17 protein-coding genes are annotated in these 22,773 nt (G+C 68.9%); 9 read left to right on the forward strand and 8 right to left on the reverse strand.

Annotated features, from left to right (window positions below; translation table 11 throughout):
* Positions 1 to 111: 111 nt before the first annotated feature.
* Positions 112 to 1,590 carry a replicative DNA helicase gene (dnaB, locus tag ACT2CW_RS03340; RefSeq protein WP_037954653.1) on the reverse strand — a complete coding sequence of 493 codons (1,479 nt, stop codon included), beginning with the start codon at positions 1,588 to 1,590 and terminating at the stop codon, positions 112 to 114.
* 460 nt (positions 1,591 to 2,050) lie between these two features.
* Here dnaB and ACT2CW_RS03345 point away from each other — a divergent pair, with 460 nt between their 5' ends.
* Entirely contained in the window at positions 2,051 to 3,391 is a 1,341-nt protein-coding gene (locus ACT2CW_RS03345) for an MATE family efflux transporter (protein ID WP_445515433.1), read from the forward strand.
* A gap of 188 nt (positions 3,392 to 3,579) precedes the next feature.
* Here the strand turns inward: ACT2CW_RS03345 and rplI are convergent, their stop codons facing one another.
* The 4 genes from rplI to rpsF all read right to left on the reverse strand — a co-directional run bounded on the left by rplI (position 3,580) and on the right by rpsF (position 5,327).
* On the reverse strand, positions 3,580 to 4,026 hold the full coding sequence (gene rplI / locus ACT2CW_RS03350) for a 50S ribosomal protein L9 (protein WP_037954649.1): 447 nt from the start codon (positions 4,024 to 4,026) through the stop codon (positions 3,580 to 3,582).
* A gap of 17 nt (positions 4,027 to 4,043) precedes the next feature.
* The gene (gene rpsR / locus ACT2CW_RS03355) at positions 4,044 to 4,280 is read right to left on the reverse strand and encodes a 30S ribosomal protein S18 (protein WP_003978893.1); all 237 of its coding nucleotides are present in this window, start codon (positions 4,278 to 4,280) and stop codon (positions 4,044 to 4,046) included.
* Positions 4,281 to 4,365: 85 nt separating this feature from the next.
* On the reverse strand, positions 4,366 to 4,953 hold the full coding sequence (locus ACT2CW_RS03360) for a single-stranded DNA-binding protein (protein WP_037954647.1): 588 nt from the start codon (positions 4,951 to 4,953) through the stop codon (positions 4,366 to 4,368).
* An 83-nt stretch (positions 4,954 to 5,036) separates the two neighbouring features.
* The gene (gene rpsF / locus ACT2CW_RS03365) at positions 5,037 to 5,327 is read right to left on the reverse strand and encodes a 30S ribosomal protein S6 (RefSeq protein WP_030827724.1); all 291 of its coding nucleotides are present in this window, start codon (positions 5,325 to 5,327) and stop codon (positions 5,037 to 5,039) included.
* Between the two features lie 229 nt (positions 5,328 to 5,556).
* Between rpsF and ACT2CW_RS03370 the strand changes: the two genes are divergently transcribed.
* The 3 genes from ACT2CW_RS03370 (at position 5,557) to ACT2CW_RS03380 (ending at position 8,209) form a co-directional block, all read left to right on the forward strand.
* Positions 5,557 to 5,874: a hypothetical protein gene (locus ACT2CW_RS03370; RefSeq protein WP_164435762.1), complete on the forward strand. Its 318-nt coding sequence runs from the start codon at positions 5,557 to 5,559 to the stop codon at positions 5,872 to 5,874.
* A gap of 118 nt (positions 5,875 to 5,992) precedes the next feature.
* The gene (locus ACT2CW_RS03375; RefSeq protein WP_037954643.1) at positions 5,993 to 7,111 is read left to right on the forward strand and encodes a lipid II:glycine glycyltransferase FemX; all 1,119 of its coding nucleotides are present in this window, start codon (positions 5,993 to 5,995) and stop codon (positions 7,109 to 7,111) included.
* A 66-nt stretch (positions 7,112 to 7,177) separates the two neighbouring features.
* Entirely contained in the window at positions 7,178 to 8,209 is a 1,032-nt protein-coding gene (locus tag ACT2CW_RS03380) for an alanine racemase (RefSeq protein ID WP_164435752.1), read from the forward strand.
* A 54-nt stretch (positions 8,210 to 8,263) separates the two neighbouring features.
* On the opposite strand, the gene ACT2CW_RS03385 is transcribed toward ACT2CW_RS03380, so the two are convergent.
* Both ACT2CW_RS03385 and ACT2CW_RS03390 read right to left on the reverse strand, forming a co-directional pair.
* The gene (locus tag ACT2CW_RS03385; protein ID WP_445515434.1) at positions 8,264 to 9,748 is read right to left on the reverse strand and encodes a glycosyltransferase family 87 protein; all 1,485 of its coding nucleotides are present in this window, start codon (positions 9,746 to 9,748) and stop codon (positions 8,264 to 8,266) included.
* 215 nt (positions 9,749 to 9,963) lie between these two features.
* Positions 9,964 to 12,648: a transglycosylase domain-containing protein gene (locus ACT2CW_RS03390; RefSeq protein ID WP_445515435.1), complete on the reverse strand. Its 2,685-nt coding sequence runs from the start codon at positions 12,646 to 12,648 to the stop codon at positions 9,964 to 9,966.
* Between the two features lie 357 nt (positions 12,649 to 13,005).
* Between ACT2CW_RS03390 and ACT2CW_RS03395 the strand changes: the two genes are divergently transcribed.
* The 3 genes from ACT2CW_RS03395 to ACT2CW_RS03405 all read left to right on the forward strand — a co-directional run bounded on the left by ACT2CW_RS03395 (position 13,006) and on the right by ACT2CW_RS03405 (position 16,271).
* Positions 13,006 to 13,716 (forward strand): PadR family transcriptional regulator, encoded by a 711-nt coding sequence (locus ACT2CW_RS03395; protein ID WP_086879295.1) that lies wholly within the window; start codon positions 13,006 to 13,008, stop codon positions 13,714 to 13,716.
* Positions 13,717 to 13,765: 49 nt separating this feature from the next.
* A complete protein-coding gene (locus ACT2CW_RS03400; RefSeq protein ID WP_037954631.1) occupies positions 13,766 to 14,848 on the forward strand; it encodes an inositol-3-phosphate synthase in 1,083 nt (360 codons plus the stop codon).
* Positions 14,849 to 14,933: 85 nt separating this feature from the next.
* Complete coding sequence (locus ACT2CW_RS03405; RefSeq protein WP_445515436.1) at positions 14,934 to 16,271, forward strand: MFS transporter; 1,338 nt, start codon at positions 14,934 to 14,936, stop codon at positions 16,269 to 16,271.
* 40 nt (positions 16,272 to 16,311) lie between these two features.
* Here the strand turns inward: ACT2CW_RS03405 and ACT2CW_RS03410 are convergent, their stop codons facing one another.
* Positions 16,312 to 17,802, reverse strand: a complete 1,491-nt coding sequence (locus ACT2CW_RS03410; RefSeq protein ID WP_445515437.1) for a CCA tRNA nucleotidyltransferase — start codon at positions 17,800 to 17,802, stop codon at positions 16,312 to 16,314.
* Positions 17,803 to 17,982: 180 nt separating this feature from the next.
* Here ACT2CW_RS03410 and ACT2CW_RS03415 point away from each other — a divergent pair, with 180 nt between their 5' ends.
* Together ACT2CW_RS03415 and murJ are read left to right on the forward strand one after the other, a co-directional pair.
* Positions 17,983 to 20,343: a DUF6049 family protein gene (locus tag ACT2CW_RS03415; protein ID WP_445515438.1), complete on the forward strand. Its 2,361-nt coding sequence runs from the start codon at positions 17,983 to 17,985 to the stop codon at positions 20,341 to 20,343.
* A gap of 48 nt (positions 20,344 to 20,391) precedes the next feature.
* On the forward strand, positions 20,392 to 22,767 hold the full coding sequence (gene murJ, locus ACT2CW_RS03420) for a murein biosynthesis integral membrane protein MurJ (protein ID WP_445515439.1): 2,376 nt from the start codon (positions 20,392 to 20,394) through the stop codon (positions 22,765 to 22,767).
* Positions 22,768 to 22,773: the final 6 nt, after the last annotated feature.

The following is a 22,773-nucleotide window of genomic DNA, read 5'->3' on the forward strand; positions in this document are numbered from 1 at the left end:
AACCGCCGTAACCGGAATCTGGAACGCGTACACCGAGTCCTCTGGTGGAGCCTGACGTGCTCGGGAAGTCGCGATGATGAGGCTGGATTTGAGACCCCACAGCAGCGGCTGTCAGGTCTGGGCCATGTCCACGAAGCGGGAGTAGTGGCCCTGGAAGGCGACCGTGATCGTGGCCGTCGGGCCGTTACGGTGCTTGGCCACGATCAGGTCCGCCTCGCCCGCGCGCGGCGACTCCTTCTCGTAGGCGTCCTCGCGGTGGAGCAGGATGACCATGTCGGCGTCCTGCTCGATGGATCCACTCTCTCGGAGGTCCGAGACCATCGGCTTCTTGTCCGTGCGCTGCTCGGGGCCTCGGTTGAGCTGGGAGAGCGCGATGACCGGCACTTCCAGCTCCTTGGCCAGCAGCTTCAGGTTTCGCGACATGTCCGAGACCTCCTGCTGACGGCTCTCGGGGCGCCGGGCGCCGCCGGACTGCATCAGCTGGAGGTAGTCGATGACGACCAGTTGGAGGTCGTTGCGCTGCTTGAGGCGGCGGCACTTGGCGCGGATCTCCATCATCGACAGGTTCGGGGAGTCGTCGATGTAGAGCGGGGCCTGGGAGACGTCCGGCATCCGGCGGGCCAGCCGGGTCCAGTCCTCGTCGGTCATGCTGCCGGAGCGCATGTGGTGGAGCGCCACTCGGGCCTCGGCGGAGAGCAGACGCATGGCGATCTCGTTGCGGCCCATCTCCAGGGAGAAGATGACGCTCGGCATGGCGTGCTTGATGGAGCAGGCGCGCGCGAAGTCGAGGGCCAGGGTGGACTTGCCCATCGCGGGGCGGGCGGCGATGACGATCATCTGGCCCGGGTGCAGCCCGTTCGTCAGCGAGTCCAGGTCGGTGAAGCCAGTGGGCACGCCGGACATCTGTCCGCTGCGCGAGCCGATCGCCTCGATCTCGTCGAGCGCGCCCTCCATGATGTCGCCGAGCGGCAGGTAGTCCTCGCTGGTGCGCTGCTCGGTGACGGCGTAGATCTCGGCCTGGGCGTTGTTGACGATCTCATCGACGTCCCCGTCCGCCGCGTATCCCATCTGGGTGATGCGGGTGCCGGCCTCGACGAGGCGGCGCAGCACGGCGCGCTCGTGGACGATCTCCGCGTAGTACTCCGCGTTGGCGGCGGTGGGGACCGACTGAACGAGGGTGTGGAGATAGGAGGCGCCGCCGACCCGGGCGATCTCGCCGCGCTTGGTCAGCTCGGCGGCGACGGTGATCGGGTCGGCCGGCTCGCCCTTGGCATAGAGGTCCAGGATGGCCTGGTAGACGGTCTCATGGGCGGGCCGGTAGAAGTCATTGCCCTTGAGGACCTCCACCACATCGGCGATGGCGTCCTTGGAGAGCAGCATGCCGCCGAGGACGGACTGCTCGGCGTCGAGGTCCTGGGGCGGAACGCGCTCGAAGCCGGAGCCCTCCCAGGGGGAGCCACCGCCCCCGTCGCGATCCTGGCCGTCGCGGCCCCGGCCGCCGCCCTCACCGCGGCGGAAGCGGGGGGACGGGAACCGGTCGGACGGGCCGGAGTCCGCCCATGGGTCGTCCATGGGCTCGGGCACGCTCACCCCGCCACCTCCTCCCGTCCGCGAAGCGAACCTCGCCGTGCCCGTCCTTCTTACGGCACGGCTATGACACAACTGAGCGGCCGGCTTTCCGGACACGGCGCATCGAAGTCTGGGGTTTCCAGGGCCGGATCGAGTGGCGGGCGCCGGACCACGTTAGGCCCGTCTGGACCGCCAGCCAACTTGGTTATCCACAGGGCATGTGGATGATGGGATCCATCCTGTGGGTAAGTCGCGCGAACCTGTGCACGGGCCGGGGGACAGTGCTGTGGACAAACACACAATCACCTTGAGAATCCACGCCTGACCTGCGGTTTCTCTATCCAGTGGCTGTGCAGAAGAAAAACTTCCGCCCCCAGCGCAAGATCACGACAAAGGGCGCAGAGAAGATCGTCCCGCGCGCCGCCTTGTAAGGACCAGCAGCAGCTTGTGTCTCTTACCTGTGGACGATTACATTGCCTTCATGACACAGGCCCCCACGAGCGTGCGGAACACCCCGCGCCACCACGACCGCGAGATCATCGCACTCGCGCTTCCCGCCTTCGGCGCACTCGTGGCGGAACCCCTCTTCGTCATGGTCGACAGTGCCGTCGTCGGCCATCTGGGCACCGCCCAGCTGGCCGGTCTGGGCGTCGCCGCGGCCCTCCTCACCACCGCGGTCAACATCTTCGTCTTCCTCGCCTACGCCACCACCGCGGCGGTGGCCCGCCGGGTCGGCGCGGGCGACCTCGCCGGGGCGATACGGCAGGGCATGGACGGCATCTGGCTGGCCCTGCTGCTCGGCGCCGCCGTCATCGCCGTGGCCCTTCCCACCGCCCCCGGCCTGGTCGACCTCTTCGGCGCCTCGGACACCGCCGCGCCCTACGCCATCACCTATCTGCGGATCAGCACCCTCGGCATCCCCGCGATGCTGGTGGTGCTCGCCGCCACCGGTGTGCTGCGCGGCCTCCAGGACACCCGCACCCCGCTGTACGTCGCCATCGGCGGCTTCGGCGCCAACGCCGCGCTGAACGCCACCCTGGTCTACGGGGCCGGGCTCGGCATCGCGGGCTCGGCCTGGGGCACGGTGATCGCCCAGAACGCCATGGCCGCCGTCTACCTCGCCGTGGTCATCCGGGGCGCGCGGCGCCATGGCACCTCGCTGCGGCCCGATGCCGCGGGGATCAGGGCCTGCGCCCATGCCGGGGCACCGCTGCTGATCCGTACGCTCTCGCTGCGCGCCGTGATGCTGATCGCGACGGCCGTGGCGGCCCGCCTCGGCGACACCGATATCGCCGCCCATCAGATCGTGCTCACCCTGTGGAGCCTGCTGGCGTTCGCCCTGGACGCCATCGCCATCGCGGGACAGGCGATCATCGGACGCTATCTGGGCGCCGGCGACGAGGAGGGGGCCCAGGCCGCCTGCCGTCGCATGGTGCGGTGGGGCATCGCCTCGGGCGTGGCGCTGGGCCTGCTGGTGGTCGCCTCCCGGCCGCTGTTCATTCCCCTGTTCACCACCGATTCCGCGGTACGGGACGCCCTGCTGCCCGCCCTGCTGGTCACGGCCCTCATCCAGCCGGTCTCGGGCGTGGTCTTCGTCCTCGACGGCGTGCTGATGGGCGCGGGCGACGGGCCGTATCTGGCCTGGGCGATGATCGCCACCCTGGCCGTCTTCGCCCCGGTGGCGCTGCTGGTGCCCTCGCTCGGCGGGGGCCTGACCGCGCTGTGGTGCACCATGGCGCTGATGATGTCGGTCCGGATGGCGACCCTGTGGCTGCGCACCCGCTCCGGCCGCTGGATCGTCACCGGCGCGGTACGAGGCTGAGCCCACGTCCGCCCGGCCGACCCCCGGCGCGGGGGAGGGCAACGCGACGGAAGGCCGACCAGCGGAAGACCGACACGACGGAAAGCCGACCGGCGGAGGGCCGACATGGCGGAGGGCCGCACCCCCCACAGGGGTGCGGCCCTCCGGTGCACTGTGCACGGTGCCTGCGGCGACCGTCACGGCCGTCGTCAGGCGGCGATGACCTCGACGCCGACCTTGGCGGCAACCTCGGCGTGCAGCCGGACCGAGACCTGGTGCGCGCCCAGGGTCTTGATCGGGGACTGCACCTCGATGCGACGCTTGTCCACCTCCGGGCCACCCGCGTCCTTGATCGCCGAAGCGATGTCGGCCGGGGTGACGGAGCCGAACAGCCGACCGGCGTCGCCGGCACGGGTCTTCAGGCGCACCTTGACGCCCTCGAGCTGAGCCTTGACCTCGTTGGCCTGCTCGATCGTGGCGATCTCGCGGATGCGACGACCGCGGCGGATCTGCTCGACGTCCTTCTCGCCGCCCTTGGTCCAGCGGAGCGCCAGACCACGCGGGACCAGGTAGTTACGGGCGTAACCGTCCTTGACGTCCACGACGTCACCGGCAGTGCCGAGGCCGGAGACCTCGTGGGTGAGGATGATCTTCATGAGTCAGTCCCCTTCCCTTATCGCGCGGTGGAGGTGTAGGGCAGCAGCGCCATCTCACGGCTGTTCTTCACGGCCGTGGCGACGTCACGCTGGTGCTGGGTGCAGTTGCCGGTGACCCGGCGGGCACGGATCTTGCCGCGGTCGGAGATGAACTTCCGCAGCAGGTTCGTGTCCTTGTAGTCGACGTAGGAGATCTTCTCCTTGCAGAACACGCAAACCTTCTTCTTAGGCTTGCGAGCAGGCGGCTTCGCCATTGTCTCTCTCCAGTGTGATCAAGAAGTGTGTGCTGGTCGCCCTGACCAGACCGCGCGCTGTTTCACGTGAAACAACGCCTCGGGCCTAGAAGGGCGGCTCGTCCGAGTAGCCCCCGGAGTTGCCGGAGCCGCCGCCCCAGCCACCACCACCGCCGCCCTGGCCGCCGGCCGGAGCGCCGGTCGCCCACGGGTCGTCGGCCGGAGCGCCGCCGCCCTGCTGCTGGCCGCCGCCGCTGGGGCCACCGCCCCAGCCACCACCGCCCTGGCCACCACCGCCACCGCCGCCGTAACCACCCTGACCACCGCGACCGGTGGTCTTGGTGACCTTGGCTGTGGCGTTGCGCAGGCTGGCGCCGACCTCGTCGACATCCAGCTCATAGACCGTGCGCTTGATCCCCTCGCGGTCCTCATAGGACCGCTGCTTCAGACGGCCCTGCACGATGACGCGCATGCCGCGCTGAAGGGACTCGGCCACGTTCTCCGCGGCCTGCCGCCACACCGAGCACGTGAGGAAGAGGCTCTCGCCGTCCTTCCACTCGTTGGTCTGCCGGTCGAAGGTACGGGGAGTGGACGCGACGCGGAACTTCGCGACCGCCGCACCGGACGGGGTGAAACGCAGCTCGGGGTCGTCGACGAGATTGCCGACGACCGTAATGACGGTCTCGCCTGCCATTGGGGGAACCTCTCGGCGGGTACTGCTGGGCTGCTTGCTACTCGTTGCGATTCGGCCCCGATGACCGCTGAACGCTTATGCGGTCAGTGGGTCTCGGGACGGAGGACCTTGGTCCGGAGGACCGACTCGTTCAGGTTCAGCTGGCGGTCGAGCTCCTTGACGACCGCGGGCTCGGCCTGCAAGTCGATGACCGAGTAGATGCCCTCGGGCTTCTTCTTGATCTCGTACGAGAGACGACGACGGCCCCAGGTGTCGACCTTCTCGACCTTGCCGTTGCCCTCACGGACGACGGAAAGGAAGTTCTCGATCAGCGGGGAGACAGCGCGCTCCTCGAGATCGGGGTCGAGGATGACCATCACCTCGTAGTGACGCATGTGGAACCCACCTCCTTTGGACTCAGCGGCCACGGTCGTTCCGTGGCAGGAGGGTCGTGATGCGTATCCGCTTCGGCGTCAGTACAGACACCACCGCGGACGGTACACAGTACCCGGCTCCTGCCGCCCGCTTGAAATCCGGGCGTCTTGGCCCGCAATCTGTACACATCGGGTGTGAGCGGCGTAACACTTCGCCGCCTTGCTCTATGTGCCTACCTGGAGGTGCCCCATGGCACAGGCAGCACGATCCCACCACGGCTTGTTCACCTTCCTGGACACCGACGGCAAGTCGCATCCCGTAGAGAACACGGTCGCCGTGGCGACCGTGGTGATCGGCGTGATCGCCTTTGTCACGGCTCATTTCCCCCACCTCCACCTGGTCAGCTCCTGGGTCGGACTGATCGGGATGATCAGCGGGGCCTGGGGCCAGCTGAGGTCGGTGACCACCGGTGAGCGGTTCCTGCTGATCATCGGGCTCGGTGCAGCCGCGGTCGGCTTCTATCTCGGCATGGCACATGGCGGGCTCTTCGGCGGCGTGCTGGGCTGAGCCCGCGCGGAGCCCGGTTCTCCCCGGGCCCGAACGGGGCGTGTCCCGGTCGCAGTAGGCTTCGGCGCGAGAGCCGGAGCCCCGACCCTGGGGACAAACCTGCCGAGGAGCGCCCCACATGAGCCTGACCCTGAGGACGATCAGCCGAGAGCAGCATCTGGCGTACATCCAGAGCCTGCCGGCGGCAAGCCACATGCAGGTGCCTGCATGGGCTGACGTCAAGTCGGAGTGGCGCTCGGAGAACCTCGGCTGGTTCGACGCCACGGGTCAGCTCGTCGGCGCCGGTCTCGTCCTCTACCGTCAGCTGCCCAAGATCAAGCGCTATCTCGCCTATCTCCCCGAGGGCCCGGTCATCAACTGGTACGCCCCCAACCTCGAGGACTGGCTGCGCCCGATGCTCGCGCATCTGAAGCAGCAGGGCGCCTTCTCCGTGAAGATGGGCCCGCCGGTCATCATCCGCCGCTGGGATTCCGCCGCGATCAAGTCCGGCATCCAGAACCCCGACGTCAAGCGGCTGCGCGATGTCGAGGCCACCTTTATCGAGCCGCGCGCCTTCGAGGTGGCCGAGCGGCTGCGGCGCATGGGCTGGCAGCAGGGCGAGGACGGCGGGGCCGGCTTCGGTGACGTCCAGCCGCGGTACGTCTTCCAGGTGCCGCTGGAGAACCGCTCCCTGGAGGATGTCCACAAGGGCTTCAACCAGCTGTGGCGCCGCAACATCAAGAAGGCCGAGAAGGCCGGTGTCGAGGTCGTCCAGGGCGGCTACGAGCATCTTGCCGAGTGGCAGCGGCTCTATGAGATCACCGCGGAGCGCGACCACTTCCGGCCCCGCCCGCTCAGCTACTTCCAGCGCATGTGGACGGCCCTCAACACCGAGGACCCCAACCGGATGCGGCTGTACTTCGCGATGCACGAGAACGAGGCCGTGGCCGCCGCCACGATGCTGATCGTCGGCGGCCATGTCTGGTACTCCTACGGCGCCTCCGCCAACCACAAGCGCGAGGTCCGGCCCTCGAACGCGATGCAGTGGCGGATGCTCCGCGACGCCTACGCACTGGGCGCGACCGTTTATGACCTGCGCGGCATCAGCGACTCCCTCGATGAGACGGACCATCTCTTCGGCCTGATCCAGTTCAAGGTGGGCACCGGCGGGCAGGCTGCCGAATACCTCGGCGAGTGGGACTTCCCGCTCAACAAGCTCCTGCACAAGGCGCTCGACATCTACATGTCGCGCCGCTGACCACGATTCGCTGTCTCCCATACCTCCAATACACCGCGGCTACGAGAAAGGTTCCGGGACCGGTCAATGGCGCTCACCCTCTACGTCGACACCGCTCGCTGGCGGGCGCATCAGCAAACGGTGATCCAGCAGTTCCCGGGGATAGTCCCGGTCTGCAAAGGCAACGGCTACGGCTTCGGCCATGAGCGGCTGGCCGAGGAAGCCGCCCGCTTCGGCAGCGACATCCTCGCGGTCGGAACCACGTACGAGGCCGCCCGGATGAAGGACTTCTTCAGCGGTGACCTGCTCGTCCTCACCCCCTTCCGCCGCGGTGAGGAGCCGGTGCCGCTGCCGGACCGGGTGATCCGTTCGGTCTCGTCGGTCGACGGCGTCTACGGCCTGGTGAACGCGCGCGTGGTCATCGAGGTCATGAGCAGCATGAAGCGGCACGGCGTCACCGAGGAGGACCTGCCCAAGCTGCACGCCGCGATAGAGAACGTCCGGCTGGAGGGGTTCGCCATCCACCTCCCGCTCGACCGCACCGACGGCCTGGACGCGGTCGAGGAGGTCATCGCCTGGATGGACCGGCTGCGGGCGGCGCGGCTGCCGCTGCACACCATGTTCGTCAGCCACCTCAAGGCCGAGGAACTGGCCCGGCTTCAGCAGCAGTTCCCGCAGACCCGCTTCCGGGCGCGGATCGGCACCCGGCTGTGGCTGGGCGATCATGACTCGACGGAGTACCGGGGCTCGGTGCTCGACGTCACCCGGGTCTCGAAGGGCGACCGCTTCGGCTACCGCCAGCAGAAGGCCGCCTCCGACGGCCATCTGGTCGTGGTCGCGGGCGGCACCTCCCACGGCGTCGGCCTGGAGGCGCCCAAGGCGCTGCACGGGGTGATGCCCCGCGCGAAGGGGGTCGCCCGCGCCGGTCTGGCGACCGTCAACCGCAATCTCTCGCCGTTCGTGTGGGCGGGCAAGCAGCGGTGGTTCGCCGAGCCGCCGCATATGCAGGTGTCCATTCTGTTCGTGCCCAGCGATGTCCAGGCGCCCCAGGTGGGGGATGAGCTGGTGGCGCATCTGCGGCACACCACGACGCAGTTCGACCGGCTTTTCGACCGCTGACCCCACGCCTCCGGGAGGGGCTCCGCACCGCCGGGAGAGGTTCCGGCCCGGGGCTCACTCCCGGTGGACGCCCCAGTCCACCAGCGCCGCGCCCTCGTACCGGGACGCGCGCCGCGCCTCTCCCAGCACGAACGCGTCCGGGGCCCGGTCCAGCACGCCTCCTCCGGGGTCGTCCGACCCGTCCCGGCGCACCGGGTCCCGCTCCGGCACCAGCGCGTCCCGGATGATCAGGGCGCACAGATACAGCGTCCCCAGCAGATGCACGGCGATCGCCAGCTGATAGCCCTCCGCGGGCAGCCCCCGGTGCTGGTCGCCGCTGCCCGTGTACGCGAGGTACATCCAGATCCCCAGGAAGTACATGACCTCGCACGCCTGCCAGACCAGGAAGTCCCGCCAGCGCGGCCTGGCCAGTGCGGCCAGCGGGATCAGCCACAGCACGTACTGCGGTGAGTAGACCTTGTTGGTGAGCACGAACGCCGCGACGATCAGAAAGGACAGCTGGGCCAGGCGCGGACGGCGCGGGGCGCACAGGGCGAGCACCGCCACCCCGAGGCAGGCCAGGGCCATCAGCACGGTCCCGTAGGTATTGACGTCCTCCAGGGAGTTCCCGGTGCGCTGGGAGATGATCAGCCACACGGAGCCGAAGTCCACCGGGCGCTCCTGGCTGAAGGTGTAGAACGTCTTCCAGCCTTCGCGGATGTGCACACCGCCCTGCGTGCTGACCATCACGGGCAGGTTCACCACGAGCCAGGCGGCAAGAGCCCCGCCCGCGGCCGTCCAGAAGGCCCGCAGCCGCCCCGCCCGCAGGCAGAGCACCAGCAGCGCGCCGAGCAGCAGCCCGGGATAGAGCTTGGCGGCCGTCGCGAGCCCCAGCAGCACACCGGCGGCCAGCGGCCGGCTGCGGGACCACATCAGCAGGGCGGCGGCCGTAAGGGCGACGGCGAACAGGTCCCAGTTGATGGTGGCCGTGAGCGCGAAGGCCGGGGCGAGGGCGACCAGCAGCGCGTCCCAGGGGCGGCGGCGGTGCGTACGGGCCACACAGACCGCGATGACCGCGGTGCAGACCATGAGCATGCCCGCGTTGACCAGCCAGTAGATCTGCTCGCGGTCCTGGATGGAGCCGCCGTGCGGGGTCATCCAGGAGGCGACCTCCATGAAGAGGCCGGTGAGGACCGGATACTCCAGGTACTGCATCCCGCCCGAGACGTTGTCCGGTATCCGGTTGAAGTACGGGACGAGATCGAGGGCGAAGCCGCGGCCGTTGTAGAGGTGCGGTATGTCGGAGTAGCAGGCGTGGGTGTACTGGGCGGTGGCCCCGTAGAACCAGCCTCCGTCGTAGCACGGCAGCTTCTGCACCATGCCCAGGGCGAACATGCCGATGGCGATGATCGCCACGATCCGCACCGGGGTCCACCAGCTCGTGCCGAGCAGGGCCCGGCGCCCGGTCGGCCCACCGATCAGCTCGCTGCCGGACGCGGCCACCGGGTCCTCGGCGGTCGGCCTGACGGGCTGGGCCTGTGGGTCCTCGCGCACGCTCATGGCCCCCATCCTGCCGTACGAGCCACTCCGGAGGAGTCAGGACCGCCTCAGCGGCCGCTGAGCGCGCCGCGGACGCCCGGCCGGGCCCTGAGGCGGGGGGAGGCGTACCAGAGGCGCAGAGAGCCGTCCAGGGCCTGGAACGGCGTCGGCCGCGCCGGAGCGGGTTCGCTCCGGCGCGGCCGACGAGGGGTGAACGGGTCGTACGGGACCGCCGGCTATTCCTCCCTGCGGCCCCCGGTCGGGCCGCCGAATATGCCACCGGGGTCACCCGGGTCCTCCGTGGTCGGCGACGTGGACGGACCTCCCGGACCGCCGTTCGCGCCGCCGTTCTGGTTGCCGCCGTTGCCGTTACCGCCGTTGTCGTTGCAGTTCAGGTCCAGCGGGTCACAGGTGCCGGTCGGGGTCGGGCTGCCGGACGGCGACTCCGAGGGGGACTCCGACGGAGATTCCGAAGGCGACTCCGACGGGGACTCGGACGGCTTGTCCGTCGTCGGGGTCGGGCTCGGGCTGGCGTCCTCGCCGAAGACCTTCTGGCCGATCGGAGTGGCCGCTGGGAAGTCCTTGACGGGCACGCCCTTCAGGGCACCGCGCATGTAGTCGGCCCAGATCTCCGCCGGGAACGACGCACCGTGGATCGTCTTCTGGCCGCCCACACCGCGCATGGACAGGAACTTCTGGCTCTTGGCCTGGTCGTCCACCCGCCACATGCCGATCGCCGTGGACAGCTGCGGGGTGTAGCCGGAGAACCAGGCCGACTTGTTCTCGTCGGTGGTTCCGGTCTTGCCCGCGGCCGGACGGCCGATCTTGGCCGAGGTGCCGGTGCCGCGCTGGACCACGTTCTCCAGGACGTCGGTGACGTTGTTCGCCACGTTCGAGTCGAACGCCCGCTTGACCTCGGCGTCCTGCTTGTGGTCGTAGACGGTGCCGTTCTTGTCCTCGACCCGCTCCACCGAGTACGGCTCGGCCTGCTGACCGCTGGCCGCGAAGGTGGCGTACGCCCCGGCGAGCCGGATGGCGCTGGGTGCGGAGGTGCCGAGCGAGAACGTCGGGGTGATCGACGACAGCTGCTCCTTGTTGAGGCCCGCGGCCAGGGCCGCGTCCCGCACCTTGTCGGTGCCGACGTCCATGCCCAGCTGGATGAACGGGGTGTTCACCGAATACTGCATCGCGGTGCGCAGGCTGATCGGGCCCTTGTCCTCGTCACCGTCGTTCCGCTGGTGCCACTCCTTGCCGTCCTTGTCGTGCCAGACGGTTCCGTCGTAGTCCCGCAGGGTCACCTTGTTGTCGCCGTTGTAGACACTGCTCGGCGAGACGAGGGTGCGCTCGGAATCGGGTTGGTCCCGTGGGCCCTTCGGATCGCGGGCGCCATTGGTCATCGCGGCGGCCATCACGAAGGGCTTGAAGGTCGAGCCCACCTGGACACCGGTGTAGTCGGCGTTGTTGCGGTAGTGCTCCAGCGCGTTCTTGCCGCCGTAGATGGCCAGGATCTTGCCCGTCTTGGGCTCCACCGAGGCGCCGCCGAACTGGACGTGCTTGTCCTCGACGCGCTGCTTCGGCTTGATGTTCTCCTTGGAGACCTTCTCGACCGCCCGGGTCAGCTCACTGATCTTCTTCCGGTCGAAGGTGGTGTGGATCTGATAGCCACCCTTGTCCAGTTTTGACTTGCTGATGCCGGTGTTGGCGATGATGTAGTTGTCGGCGAGGTCGGTGAGGTAGCCGATCTGGCCCTGCTTGTTCGTGGCCACCTTGGGGTTCTGCGGCATCGGGAAGCCCTTGGCGATCCACTTCTGGGCCTCGGTCCTGCTCATCCTGTGCACGGCGACCTCACGCCGCAGGGTCCACTCCCAGCGCTGCTTGGCGCGCTTGGTGTTGGCCTCCTTGGTGGCGGCGGCGCCATAGCCGCCGTTGGGGTCGTAGAGGTTGGGGCCGTTGAGCGTCGAGGCCAGGAAGGCGCTCTGGCTGGGCGTCAGCTTCGAGCAGTCCCGGTCGAAGTAGGCGCGCGCCGCCGCCTGGCAGCCGTAGGCACCGCGTCCGTAGTACGCGGTGTTCAGATAGCTCCCGAGGATGTAGTCCTTGTCCTTGGTCGCGCCCACCTTTATGGAGATGAACAGCTCCTTGACCTTACGCGTGAGCGTCTGTGACTGGTCGAGGTAGGTGTTCTTCACGAACTGCTGGGTGATGGTCGAACCACTCTGGGTCGCTCCACCCTTCGCCATGTTGACGACCGCGCGGGCGATACCCATCGGGTCGACGCCGCTGTCGTCGTAGAAGCTGGCGTTCTCCGCGGAGATCACCGCGTTCTGCATGGACTTCGGGATCTTGCTGAGGGGGACGATCTGGCGGTTGAGGTCACCACCGCCGGAGACCACCATCTGCTTGCCGTCCGCCCAGTAGTAGACGTTCTTCTGGGTCTGGGACGCGGCCTGGGCGGTCGGCACCTCCACCAGCCACAGACCTATGCCGACGGCGCCGAGCAGCACCGCGAAGAAGAAGATGAAGGTGCCCGTCACCAGCCTCCAGGACGGAACCCAGCGCCGGAAGCCCGACCGCCCGCTGCGCGGGTAGTCGATGAAGCGTTTCTTGCCGGGGGTCCCATCGCCCCCCGGACCGCGTCCACGGCCGCCGCCGGTCCCCCGCCGGCCGCCTCCGCGACCGCCGGGGCCCGCGCCGGCCGCGCTCGGATCGGATCCTCGTCTACGGCCACCACTGCGTTGGGCGGCACGGCGGGCCGCCGCGCGGCCGCCGTAAGGGCGCTCTTCCCCCTGCGGGGTGGCGTCCGACCCGGCTGCGGCGTTGTGCGTCGGTGCTGCGCGGCGCCCGGACGACTGCTGTCCGGCTCGCCGGGCCGCTGCTCGTCCGCCGCCTTGGGGTTGCGGCGGCTTGCGACGGTGCTCGCTCATGGAACGACTTCTCCTCGGGCAGGCGCTATCGCCTGAAAGCGGCAGATGGCTTCCGGTCCCCCCAATGTGCGATCCGGTCGCACCAGGCAACCGGACGCACTGCATCCGGGACGAGGACGCATCGCGGCGTCACTTGGTTCCCATAGGTCTGCATGGCGAACAGAGTACGCACGGTCAAAACCCGCCCAGCCGCCACCTTCGCTCCATAACCGTCAGATTGAGTGTCTCGAATTGGTGATGTGACGGCGTTCACCGTGGTCCCTCTTGTCCCTTCCCGAGCAGGGTTCTATCGTCTGGATGTATCGAGTCGATACATCAGCTCGACATAGCGGGGCCGGAGGAGAGGAGAGGCGGGGAATGAGCAGACGCTCTGGCGTCCTGGAGTTCGCCGTTCTCGGCCTGCTGCGCGAGTCACCGATGCACGGATATGAGCTGCGGAAGCGGCTCAACACCTCACTCGGGGTGTTCCGCGCGTTCAGCTACGGCAGCCTCTATCCCTGCCTCAAGACGCTGGTCGGCAACGGCTGGTTGATCGAGGAATCCGGCAGCACCTCCCAGGACGCTCTCGCGGCACCTCTCTCCGGCCGCCGGGCGAAGATCGTCTACCGGCTCACGGCCGCGGGAAAGGAGCGGTTCGAGGAGCTGCTCACCCACACCGGGCCGGACGCCTGGGAGGACGAGCACTTCGGCGTCCGCTTCGCCTTCTTCGGCCAGACGTCACGAGACGTTCGGATGCGGGTGCTGGAGGGGCGGCGCAGCCGCCTGGAGGAGCGCCTGGACAAGATGCGCGCCGCCATGGCCCGCACCCGCGAGCGCCTGGACGACTACACCCTCGAGCTCCAGCGGCACGGGATGGAGTCGGTGGAGCGCGAGGTGCGCTGGCTGAACGAGCTGATCGAGAGCGAGCGGGCCGGGCGCGATCGGCGCGACGGCACCGCCGGGCAGGACCGGACGACCGAGCGGGACGAGGGCCGGCCGCCACCGCAGGACCAGTCAGAAGATGCGGACGGCCCGCCCCGGCACCGGGGTGGTTCCCGGCCGGATCCGTCCGATGACACCGCCAAGTGAGGCCCGGCATCCGCGGGGCCTCGTCCAGTACACACAGGGAGCAACCGGAATGGGTTCGGTTCGTGTAGCCATCGTCGGTGTGGGCAACTGCGCCGCCTCGCTGGTGCAGGGCGTCGAGTACTACAAGGACGCCGACCCGGACACCCGCGTGCCGGGTCTGATGCACGTGCAGTTCGGCGACTACCACGTGAAGGACGTGGAGTTCGTGGCCGCCTTCGACGTGGACGCGAAGAAGGTCGGCCTGGACCTCGCGGACGCCATCGGCGCCAGCGAGAACAACACCATCAAGATCTGCGACGTGCCGACGGCCGGTGTCACGGTCCAGCGCGGCCACACGCTCGACGGACTCGGCAAGTACTACCGCCAGACCATCGACGAGTCCGACGAGGCCCCGGTCGACGTCGTCCAGGTCCTCAAGGACAAGCAGGTCGACGTTCTGGTCTGCTACCTCCCGGTCGGCTCCGAGGACGCCGCCAAGTACTACGCCCAGTGCGCCATCGACGCGAAGGTCGCCTTCGTCAACGCGCTCCCGGTCTTCATCGCCGGTACCAAGGAGTGGGCGGACAAGTTCACCGAGGCCGGGGTGCCGATCGTCGGTGACGACATCAAGTCGCAGGTCGGCGCGACCATCACGCACCGCGTGATGGCCAAGCTGTTCGAGGACCGGGGCGTCATCCTGGACCGCACCATGCAGCTGAACGTCGGCGGCAACATGGACTTCAAGAACATGCTCGAGCGGGAGCGTCTGGAGTCCAAGAAGATCTCCAAGACCCAGGCCGTCACCTCCCAGATCCCCGACCGCGACCTGGGCGCCGACAACGTTCACATCGGCCCCTCGGACTTCGTGGCCTGGCTGGACGACCGCAAGTGGGCGTATGTCCGCCTGGAGGGCCGCGCGTTCGGCGATGTCCCGCTGAACCTGGAGTACAAGCTCGAGGTGTGGGACTCCCCGAACTCCGCGGGTGTCATCATCGACGCGCTGCGCGCCGCGAAGATCGCCAAGGACCGCGGCATCGGCGGCCCGATCCTCTCGGCCTCCTCGTACTTCATGAAGTCGCCTCCGGTGCAGTACTTCGACAACGAGGCGCGGGAGAACGTGGAGAAGTTCATCAAGGGCGAGGTCGAGCGCTGAAGCGCCATGCGCTGATTCCCGCCGCGTGATCACGGGCCTCCGGGTAATACACCCGGAGGCCCGTGTGGTGTGTGAGGCTGACGCCATGCCTGTTGTGCGTGATCTCCGCGTACTGCTGCAACTGCGGGACTTCCGCCGCCTTCTGGCCATCCGGCTGCTGTCCCAGTCGGCCGATGGCGTCTATCAGGTGGCGCTCGCCACCTATGTGGTCTTCTCCCCGGAGAAGGAGACCTCCGCCGCGGCCATCGCCTCCGCCATGGCCGTCCTGCTGCTCCCCTACTCCCTGCTCGGTCCCTTCGCCGGGGTGCTGCTGGACCGCTGGCGCCGGCGGCAGGTGCTGCTCTACGGCAATCTGCTGCGCTCGGGACTGGCCGCCGGAACCGCCGTACTGGTGCTGGGCCAGGTGCCGGAGTGGCTCTTCTATGTCTCGGCCCTGTCGGTGACGGCCGTCAACCGCTTCGTACTGGCCGGTCTTTCGGCGGCCCTGCCCCGGGTCGTGGACAGCCAGGAGCGTCTGGTCATGGCCAACTCCCTCTCGCCCACGGCCGGAACGCTCGCCGCCACGGCCGGCGGCAGCCTCGCCTTCATCGTCCGGCTGTCGGGCCCGGGAGGCACCTCATCGGACGCGCTGGTCGTCCTGGTGGGCGCCGTGCTCTATCTCATCGCCGGGCTCACGGCCCTGCTGATGGCACCGGGTCTGCTGGGGCCGGATCCCGCGGCCCTTCAGCCCCGTCTCTCGGCGGCCCTGATGAGCACCGCACGGGGTCTGGTCGCGGGCGTACGCCATCTGCTGGAGCGCCGGGATCCCACCGTGGCGCTGACCGCGATGACGCTGATGCGCTTCTGCTACGGCGCGCTCACGGTGACGGTGCTGATGCTCTGCCGCTACGCATGGGCCGACACCGAGTCCCAGGGGCTGGCGCTGCTGGGGCTGGCCGTCGGCGTCTCGGGCGCGGGCTTCTTCGCGGCGGCGGTGATCACGCCATGGGCGGTGGCCCGGCTCGCCGCCCGTACGCCCTCCCGGCCGGACGGCCGACTCTCCTGGGTGATGGTGTGCGCGGGGAGCGCGGCCCTCCTGGAACCGGGGCTCGGACTGCCCTTCGAGCCCGCTCCCATGCTGATCGCCGCGTTCGTGCTCGGGTTGATCACCCAGGGCGCGAAGATCGCCACCGACACCGTGGTGCAGTCTGCCATCGCCGATGACTTCCGCGGGCGGATCTTCTCCCTCTACGACGTGCTGTTCAATGTCGCCTTCGTGGGAGCCGCGGCGGTCGCCGCGGTGATACTGCCACCGGACGGCACATCGGCCGCACTGCTGATCTCTGTGGCGTTGCTCTACGCGGCCACCGCGGCCCTGGTGAGGTTTCACGTGAAACATGACCGGCAGGGCGCCAAGCGGGTCGATGTTTCACGTGAAACGTGAGGGGCTCCGTCCTCCGACTGGGCCCCAAAACGTGAGGGGCTCAGCCCTCCGACTGGGCTTCCCACCACTCCTGGAGCGCGGCGATCGCGGTGTCCCGATCCATGGGGCCGTGCTCCAGCCGCAGCTCCAGCAGATGCTTGTACGCCTTGCCGACCTGCGGCCCCGGGGGAATGCCGAGGATCTTCATGATCTCGTTGCCGTCCAGATCCGGGCGGATCGCATCCAGTTCTTCCTGCTCCTGGAGCCGGGCGATGCGCTCCTCGAGGCCGTCGTACGCACGCGAGAGCGCCACCGCCTTCCGTCGATTGCGCGTGGTGCAGTCCGAGCGGGTCAGCTTGTGCAGCCGGTCCAGCAGCGGCCCGGCGTCACGGACATAGCGGCGGACCGCGGAGTCGGTCCATTCCCCCGTGCCATAGCCGTGGAAGCGCAGATGCAGCTCGACCAGGCGGGAGACATCCTTGATCAGCTCGTTGGAGTACTTGAGCCTCGTCATCCGGTACTTGGTCATCTTGGCCCCCACCACCTCGTGGTGGTGGAAGGAGACCCGGCCGTCCTTCTCGAAGCGGCGCGTCTTGGGCTTGCCGATGTCATGCAGCAGCGCGGCCAGCCGCAGCGTCAGATCGGGGCCCTCGGTCTCCAGGTCGATGGCCTGGTCCAGCACCGTCAGCGAGTGCTCGTAGACATCCTTGTGGCGGTGGTGCTCATCGCGCTCCAGGCGCAGCGCCGGGAGCTCCGGCAGGATGCGGTCGGCGAGCCCTGTCTCCACCAGCAGCCGCAGCCCCTTGCGGGGGTGATCGGCCAGGACGAGCTTGTTGAGCTCATCACGCACCCGCTCCGCCGAGACGATGTCGATGCGCTCGGCCATCGCCGTCATCGCGGCGACGACCTCGGGTGCCACCTCGAAGTCCAGCTGCGCGGCGAAGCGCGCGGCACGCATCATCCGCAGCGGATCGTCGGAGAAGGACTCCTCGGGCGTCCCCGGAGTGCGCAGCACCCGGGCGGCGAGGTCCTCCAGACCGTGGTGCGGGTCGATGAACTCCTTCTGCGGAAGGGCGACCGCCATCGCGTTGACCGTGAAGTCCCGACGGACCAGGTCCTCCTCGATGGAGTCGCCGTAGGACACCTCCGGCTTCCGAGATGTCCGGTCATAGGCTTCTGACCGATAAGTCGTGATTTCGATCTGGAAGCTCTGCTCCGACCCGCTTCCCGGCGACATGCCCTTTCGGCAGCCGACCGTACCGAAGGCGATGCCGACGTCCCAGACCGCGTCCGCCCAGGGCCGTACGATCTTCAGTACCTCATCCGGCCGCGCGTCCGTCGTGAAATCCAGATCGTTACCGAGCCGGCCGAGCAGCGCGTCCCGTACCGAGCCGCCGACCAGGGCCAGGCGGAAACCGGCCTGCTGGAAGCGACGGGCAAGATCGTCGGCAACGGGAGAGACCCGCAGGAGTTCGCCCACGGCGCGGCGCTGCACCTGGCTGAGCTCGTTGGTCGACTGCGGGGATCGGCTGTCATTGTTGGCGTTCGGCACAACAGAACAGGGTACGTGGCCGTGCGCCCCCGAGACTCCACCCCCAATGCGGCCACCACTGCGTAACGATCTTGTGGAGCCGTCCGCAGCACTTCGTCACAGCGGGCATCGTTACCATTTCGTGGACGCACATTGCGACGACCACTGACGACCTACTGACGACAAGGGACGGGCGAGCGCGTGGCCGATGCGGCAGACCTCCGGGGGACAACTTCCGCTCGTGCCCGGCGATGGTTGCGGCGCACGGCGGCCCTGCTGGCCGCGGCGCCGATGCTCGCGGGCCTGACACAGATTCCGGCGGCACCCGCCGCCCACGCCGAGAGCAAGGCCACGGGCTCGCGATCGGTGGACGTCTCCATCACCTCACTGACCCCCACCGCGCCGAAGAAGAGCGACACCCTCACCGTCAGTGGCACCGTCACCAACGACACCAAGGGCACCGTCTCGGGGGCGCGGGTGGGCCTCCGTGTCGGCCCGACCATGAGCGGCCGCAGCGCGATCGACACCACGGCCCACCGCACCGGCTATACGGAGGGGCTCGACGGCACCGAGCTCGACGGCAAATACGCCAAGAAGATCGGCAAGCTGGCGGCCGGCACCAGCCGCGACTTCTCCCTCTCCATACCGGTGGATCAGCTGGACCTGGGGGAGAACGGCGTCTATCAGCTCGGCGTATCGCTCACCGGTGGCACCTCCCATCAGCCCTGGCCGCAGGTGCTGGGCATCGAGCGAACCTTCCTGCCCTGGCAGTCGGGCCCGTCCCAGAAGAAGTCCCAGCTCACCTATCTGTGGCCGCTGATCTCCGCCACCCATGTGACCGCCCGCACGGACAACGACGAGGACCGCACCCCGATCTTCCGGGACGACCGCCTGACCAAGGAGCTGGCCCCGGGCGGCCGGCTTCAGCAGATGGTCGCCCTGGGGAAGAACCTCCCCATCACCTGGGTGATCGACCCCGACCTGCTCGCCACGGTCGACGCCATGACCAAGAAGTACGAGGTCCAAAACCCCTCGGGCAACGGGACCAGGGCGGGCCGCGGCCAGACCGTCGCCAAGCAGTGGCTGGACGCCCTCCAGAAGGCCGTGGAGGGCAAGCAGGTGGTCGCGCTGCCGTTCGCCGACCCCGACCTCGCCTCGCTCGCCCACCGCGGTAAGAACGTCACCGGCGCCCTCAGCCACCTCCAGGGCTCCACCGAGCTCGCCTCGACGACCGTGGAGACCATCCTCGGGGTACGGCCGCGCACGGACTTCGCCTGGCCCGTCGAGGGCGCGGTCGACTCCTCGATCGTGGACGTCGCCTCCTCCGCGGGCGCCCACAACGTGATCGCCCGCAGCGACAGCCTGCGCGAGACCGGCGGGCTCTCCTACACCCCGACCGCGGCCCGCCAGATCGGCGGCGGCAACACGGCGGTGGTCGCCGACGCGCGGCTGTCGACGGCCTTCACCGGCGACATGTCCAAGGCGGAGAACTCCACCCTCGCCATCCAGCGCTTCCTGGCCCAGAGCCAGATGATCAACCTCCAGGCGCCGGACAGGCAGCGCAGCATCGTGGTCGCCCCCCAGCGGACGCCCACCACCAGCCAGGCGCAGGCGATGGCGGCGGCCATGGAGGGCCTCTCCGGGCAGTGGACGCAGCCGCTGAGCCTGGGACAGGCCGCGAAGGCCAAGCCCGACCCGAGCGCCACCCAGCGGGTGCCGAGCACCCGCTCGTACCCCCGGTCGCTGCGCGCACGGGAGCTGCCCACCGAGGCGTTCGACCGGATCCAGAAGACCCAGAAGACCCTGGACAATTTCGAGCCGATCCTGACCGCCAAATACCGGGTGGTCACCCCCTTCGGGAACGCGATCAGGCGCGAGATGTCGACCTCGTGGCGCAGCGAGGCGCAGAACGCGACCGGCTTCCGGCACGATGTGCAGACCTATCTCTCCGGGCTCACCAAGAAGGTGCGCCTGGTCCCGAAGACGGACATGACCCTCTCCGGGCGCAGCGCGACCGTCCCGGTGACCGTCCAGAACAACCTGGTGCAGAGCGTCGACCTGCGGCTCGTCCTGCGCTCCCAGCAGGGCAACCGGCTGGAGGTCAGCGACCCCCAGCTGGTCAATGTGGAGGGCGGCCACAGCCAGTCCGTGAAGTTCGGCACCACGGCCAACGCGAACGGCCCGGTGTGGGTCTCGGCGCAGCTCTACACACCGGACGGCCAGCCGTACGGCGACGAGATGCTGTTCGAGGTGAATGTCACCGAAATCACGTCCACCGTGATTCTGGTGATCGCCGGCGGTGTGCTGCTGCTGGTCCTCGCCGGTGTCCGGATCTATGTCCAGCGCAAGCGCGCGGCCGCCAGGAGCGGTGAGGACGGCGGGGACGGGGAAGACGCCGAGGAGGCGCACGGGCAGGATGATGAGGACGACGGCGAGGCCCCGGAGACCGACCGGTGTGACCCCGCACACGCCCTCGTGCCCGAGCAGCCGAGTGACCCGGCGCCGGACACCGGATCGCAAAGCGCTGGCCCGTCCGGCTCGGGTGAGAAAGTGGACCATTGAGCAATGCCGGGGCCGGTGGGCCGCAGTGGACGATGAGGTGGGGTAGCGATGAACGCGCCGTATGACGGTGATGGCCGAGTGCCACCGCCGCCACAGCCGTCCCCTCACGGCCCCCACGACCCTTACGGACAGGAACCGCACCAGCGGGATCCGTATCTGGGCGACGCCCAGCAGGCGCCCCCGGCCGATCCACGCCAGTCGTACGGCCAGCAGTACTACGCCCCGGATCCCTACCTGGACGACTCGTACGCGACGGGCAGCTTCACGCCCTACCCGTATCCGACGCAGGATCGGTACGCCCACGATCCGCTGACGGACCCCCTGTACGACCGGCGCTCCTCCCACGCCCCGCAGCAGGACGGCTACCAGCAGCAGTACTACCAGCAGCCCCCCGCGCCGCAGGGCCCCGACCCGCGCGCCTGGTCCCCCGAGGCCGCCGCCGGCCACCAGGGCGCCGTACAGCAGCCGTACACGGCCGATCAGGCGGGCCAGGGCTATCCGGGAGCCGGCGACGCCTACGGGGCGGGGGAGCAGCCGCAGCGGGACGCCTTCGCGCACCTCTACCGCGATCAGCAGCCCTATGAGCCCCGGTCCGGCCAGGGCCAGGGCTACCCGCAGGGCCCGCCGCAGAACTACCCGCAGGGCCAGGCGCCCGCTCAGGGGCAGGCGCCGCTCCCCGGACCGCCCAGATCCGAGCCCCCCGGCGCGACGGCCGCCGCCCCCACGGTGGCCGCCCCGGTGGTGACCGCCCCCACGGCCGAGCCCGAGCCGAAGAAGCCCTCAGGGGGCCGGGCGGCCGGTCTGCTCCAGTCCAGCGCGCTGATGGCCGCGGGCACCTTGGTCTCCCGCCTGACCGGCTTCCTCCGTCAGATGGTGATCGTCGCGGGACTCGGCGCCGCCAGCCTCGGCCAGGCTTACCAGGTCGCCTATCAGCTACCCGCGATGATCTACTTCCTCACGGTCGGCGGCGGTCTGAACTCGGTCTTCGTCCCGCAGCTCGTGCGCGCGATGAAGGAGGACGACGACGGTGGAGTTGCCTACGCCAATCGTCTGCTCACGCTGACGATGGTCGCGCTCGGCAGCCTCGTCGCGGTTTCGGTGTTCGCGGCCCCGACGCTGATCCGGATGCTCTCCGCAGACATCGCCAGCGATCCCCCCTCCAACGAGGTGGCGGTCACCTTCGCCCGCTACTGCCTACCCACCATCTTCTTCATGGGTGTGCACGTCGTGGTCGGTCAGATCCTCAACGCCCGGGGCAAGTTCGGTGCGATGATGTGGACCCCAGTCCTCAACAACATTGTCGTCATCGCCACTTTCGGCCTCTTCATCTGGGTGTTCGGCACCTCCAGCAACTCCAACATGGGTGTCACGACCATTACGCCGGAGGGCATCCGGCTGCTGGGCATCGGCACACTCCTCGGCCTCGCTGTCCAGGCCCTGTCGATGTTCCCCTACCTCCGGGCGGCTGGTTTCCGCTTCCGGCCGCGCTTCGACTGGCGCGGCCACGGCCTCGGCAAGGCCGCCAAGCTGGCCAAGTGGACCGTGCTGTTCGTGCTCGCCAACCAGGCGGGCAACATCGTGGTGACCCAGCTCGCCACCGCGGCCGGCACGGAAGCCGACAACGGGGGACACCCAGGAGCGAGCTACGTCGGCTACACGAGCGCTCAGCTGATCTGGAACATGCCCCAAGCCATCATCACCGTCTCGGTAATGGCGGCTCTGCTGCCCAGGCTCTCGCGGGCGGCCCACGACGGCGAGCCCGGAGCGGTCCGCGACGACATCTCGCAGGGTCTGCGCACCTCCGCCGTCGCCATCGTCCCCCTCGCCTTCGGCTTCATCGCGCTCGGCATCCCTCTCTGCACCCTGTTGTTCGGGACCTCGGGCACCGAGACGGCCCAAGCCATGGGCTACATCCTCATGGCGTTCGGTCTCGGGCTCATTCCGTTCTCCGTGCAGTACGTCGTCCTCCGTGGCTTCTACGCCTACGAGGACACCCGCACGCCCTTCTACAACACCGTCATCGTCGCAGCGGTCAACGCCGCCGGATCCGGGCTCGCCTATCTCCTGCTCCCCGCCCGCTGGGCCGTCGCCGGTATGGCGGCCGCCTACGGCCTGGCCTACGCCATCGGCGTGGGTGTGGCCTGGAAGCGGCTGCGCAACCGGCTGGGCGGCGATCTGGACGGCCCCCGCGTCGTGCGCACCTACACCCGCCTCGTCGGCGCCAGCATCCCCGCCGCCCTCCTGGGCGGCGGCTCGGCCTACACCATCATGCAGACCCTCGGAATGGGCGTCGTCGGCTCCGTAGCGGCTTTGCTGGGCGGCGGTCTCGTTCTTATCGCGGTCTTCTACATTGCTGCGAAACGGATGCGCGTTGATGAGCTGACGGCCATGGTCGGTATGGTGCGCGGACGACTCGGACGCTGATCATTG

It is taken from the genome of Streptomyces sp. NEAU-174, from assembly GCF_052665095.1.

Excerpts from the sequence above, each read along its gene's own strand:
- ACT2CW_RS03345 (WP_445515433.1), top strand. The coding sequence starts at position 2,051 with ATGACACAGGCCCCCACGAGCGTGCGGAACACCCCGCGCCACCACGAC.
- rplI (WP_037954649.1), bottom strand. The coding sequence starts at position 4,026 with ATGAAGATCATCCTCACCCACGAGGTCTCCGGCCTCGGCACTGCCGGT.
- rpsR (WP_003978893.1), bottom strand. The coding sequence starts at position 4,280 with ATGGCGAAGCCGCCTGCTCGCAAGCCTAAGAAGAAGGTTTGCGTGTTC.
- ACT2CW_RS03360 (WP_037954647.1), bottom strand. The coding sequence starts at position 4,953 with ATGGCAGGCGAGACCGTCATTACGGTCGTCGGCAATCTCGTCGACGAC.
- rpsF (WP_030827724.1), bottom strand. The coding sequence starts at position 5,327 with ATGCGTCACTACGAGGTGATGGTCATCCTCGACCCCGATCTCGAGGAG.
- ACT2CW_RS03370 (WP_164435762.1), top strand. The coding sequence starts at position 5,557 with ATGGCACAGGCAGCACGATCCCACCACGGCTTGTTCACCTTCCTGGAC.
- ACT2CW_RS03375 (WP_037954643.1), top strand. The coding sequence starts at position 5,993 with ATGAGCCTGACCCTGAGGACGATCAGCCGAGAGCAGCATCTGGCGTAC.
- ACT2CW_RS03380 (WP_164435752.1), top strand. The coding sequence starts at position 7,178 with ATGGCGCTCACCCTCTACGTCGACACCGCTCGCTGGCGGGCGCATCAG.
- ACT2CW_RS03385 (WP_445515434.1), bottom strand. The coding sequence starts at position 9,748 with ATGAGCGTGCGCGAGGACCCACAGGCCCAGCCCGTCAGGCCGACCGCC.
- ACT2CW_RS03390 (WP_445515435.1), bottom strand. The coding sequence starts at position 12,648 with ATGAGCGAGCACCGTCGCAAGCCGCCGCAACCCCAAGGCGGCGGACGA.
- ACT2CW_RS03395 (WP_086879295.1), top strand. The coding sequence starts at position 13,006 with ATGAGCAGACGCTCTGGCGTCCTGGAGTTCGCCGTTCTCGGCCTGCTG.
- ACT2CW_RS03400 (WP_037954631.1), top strand. The coding sequence starts at position 13,766 with ATGGGTTCGGTTCGTGTAGCCATCGTCGGTGTGGGCAACTGCGCCGCC.
- ACT2CW_RS03405 (WP_445515436.1), top strand. The coding sequence starts at position 14,934 with ATGCCTGTTGTGCGTGATCTCCGCGTACTGCTGCAACTGCGGGACTTC.
- murJ (WP_445515439.1), top strand. The coding sequence starts at position 20,392 with ATGAACGCGCCGTATGACGGTGATGGCCGAGTGCCACCGCCGCCACAG.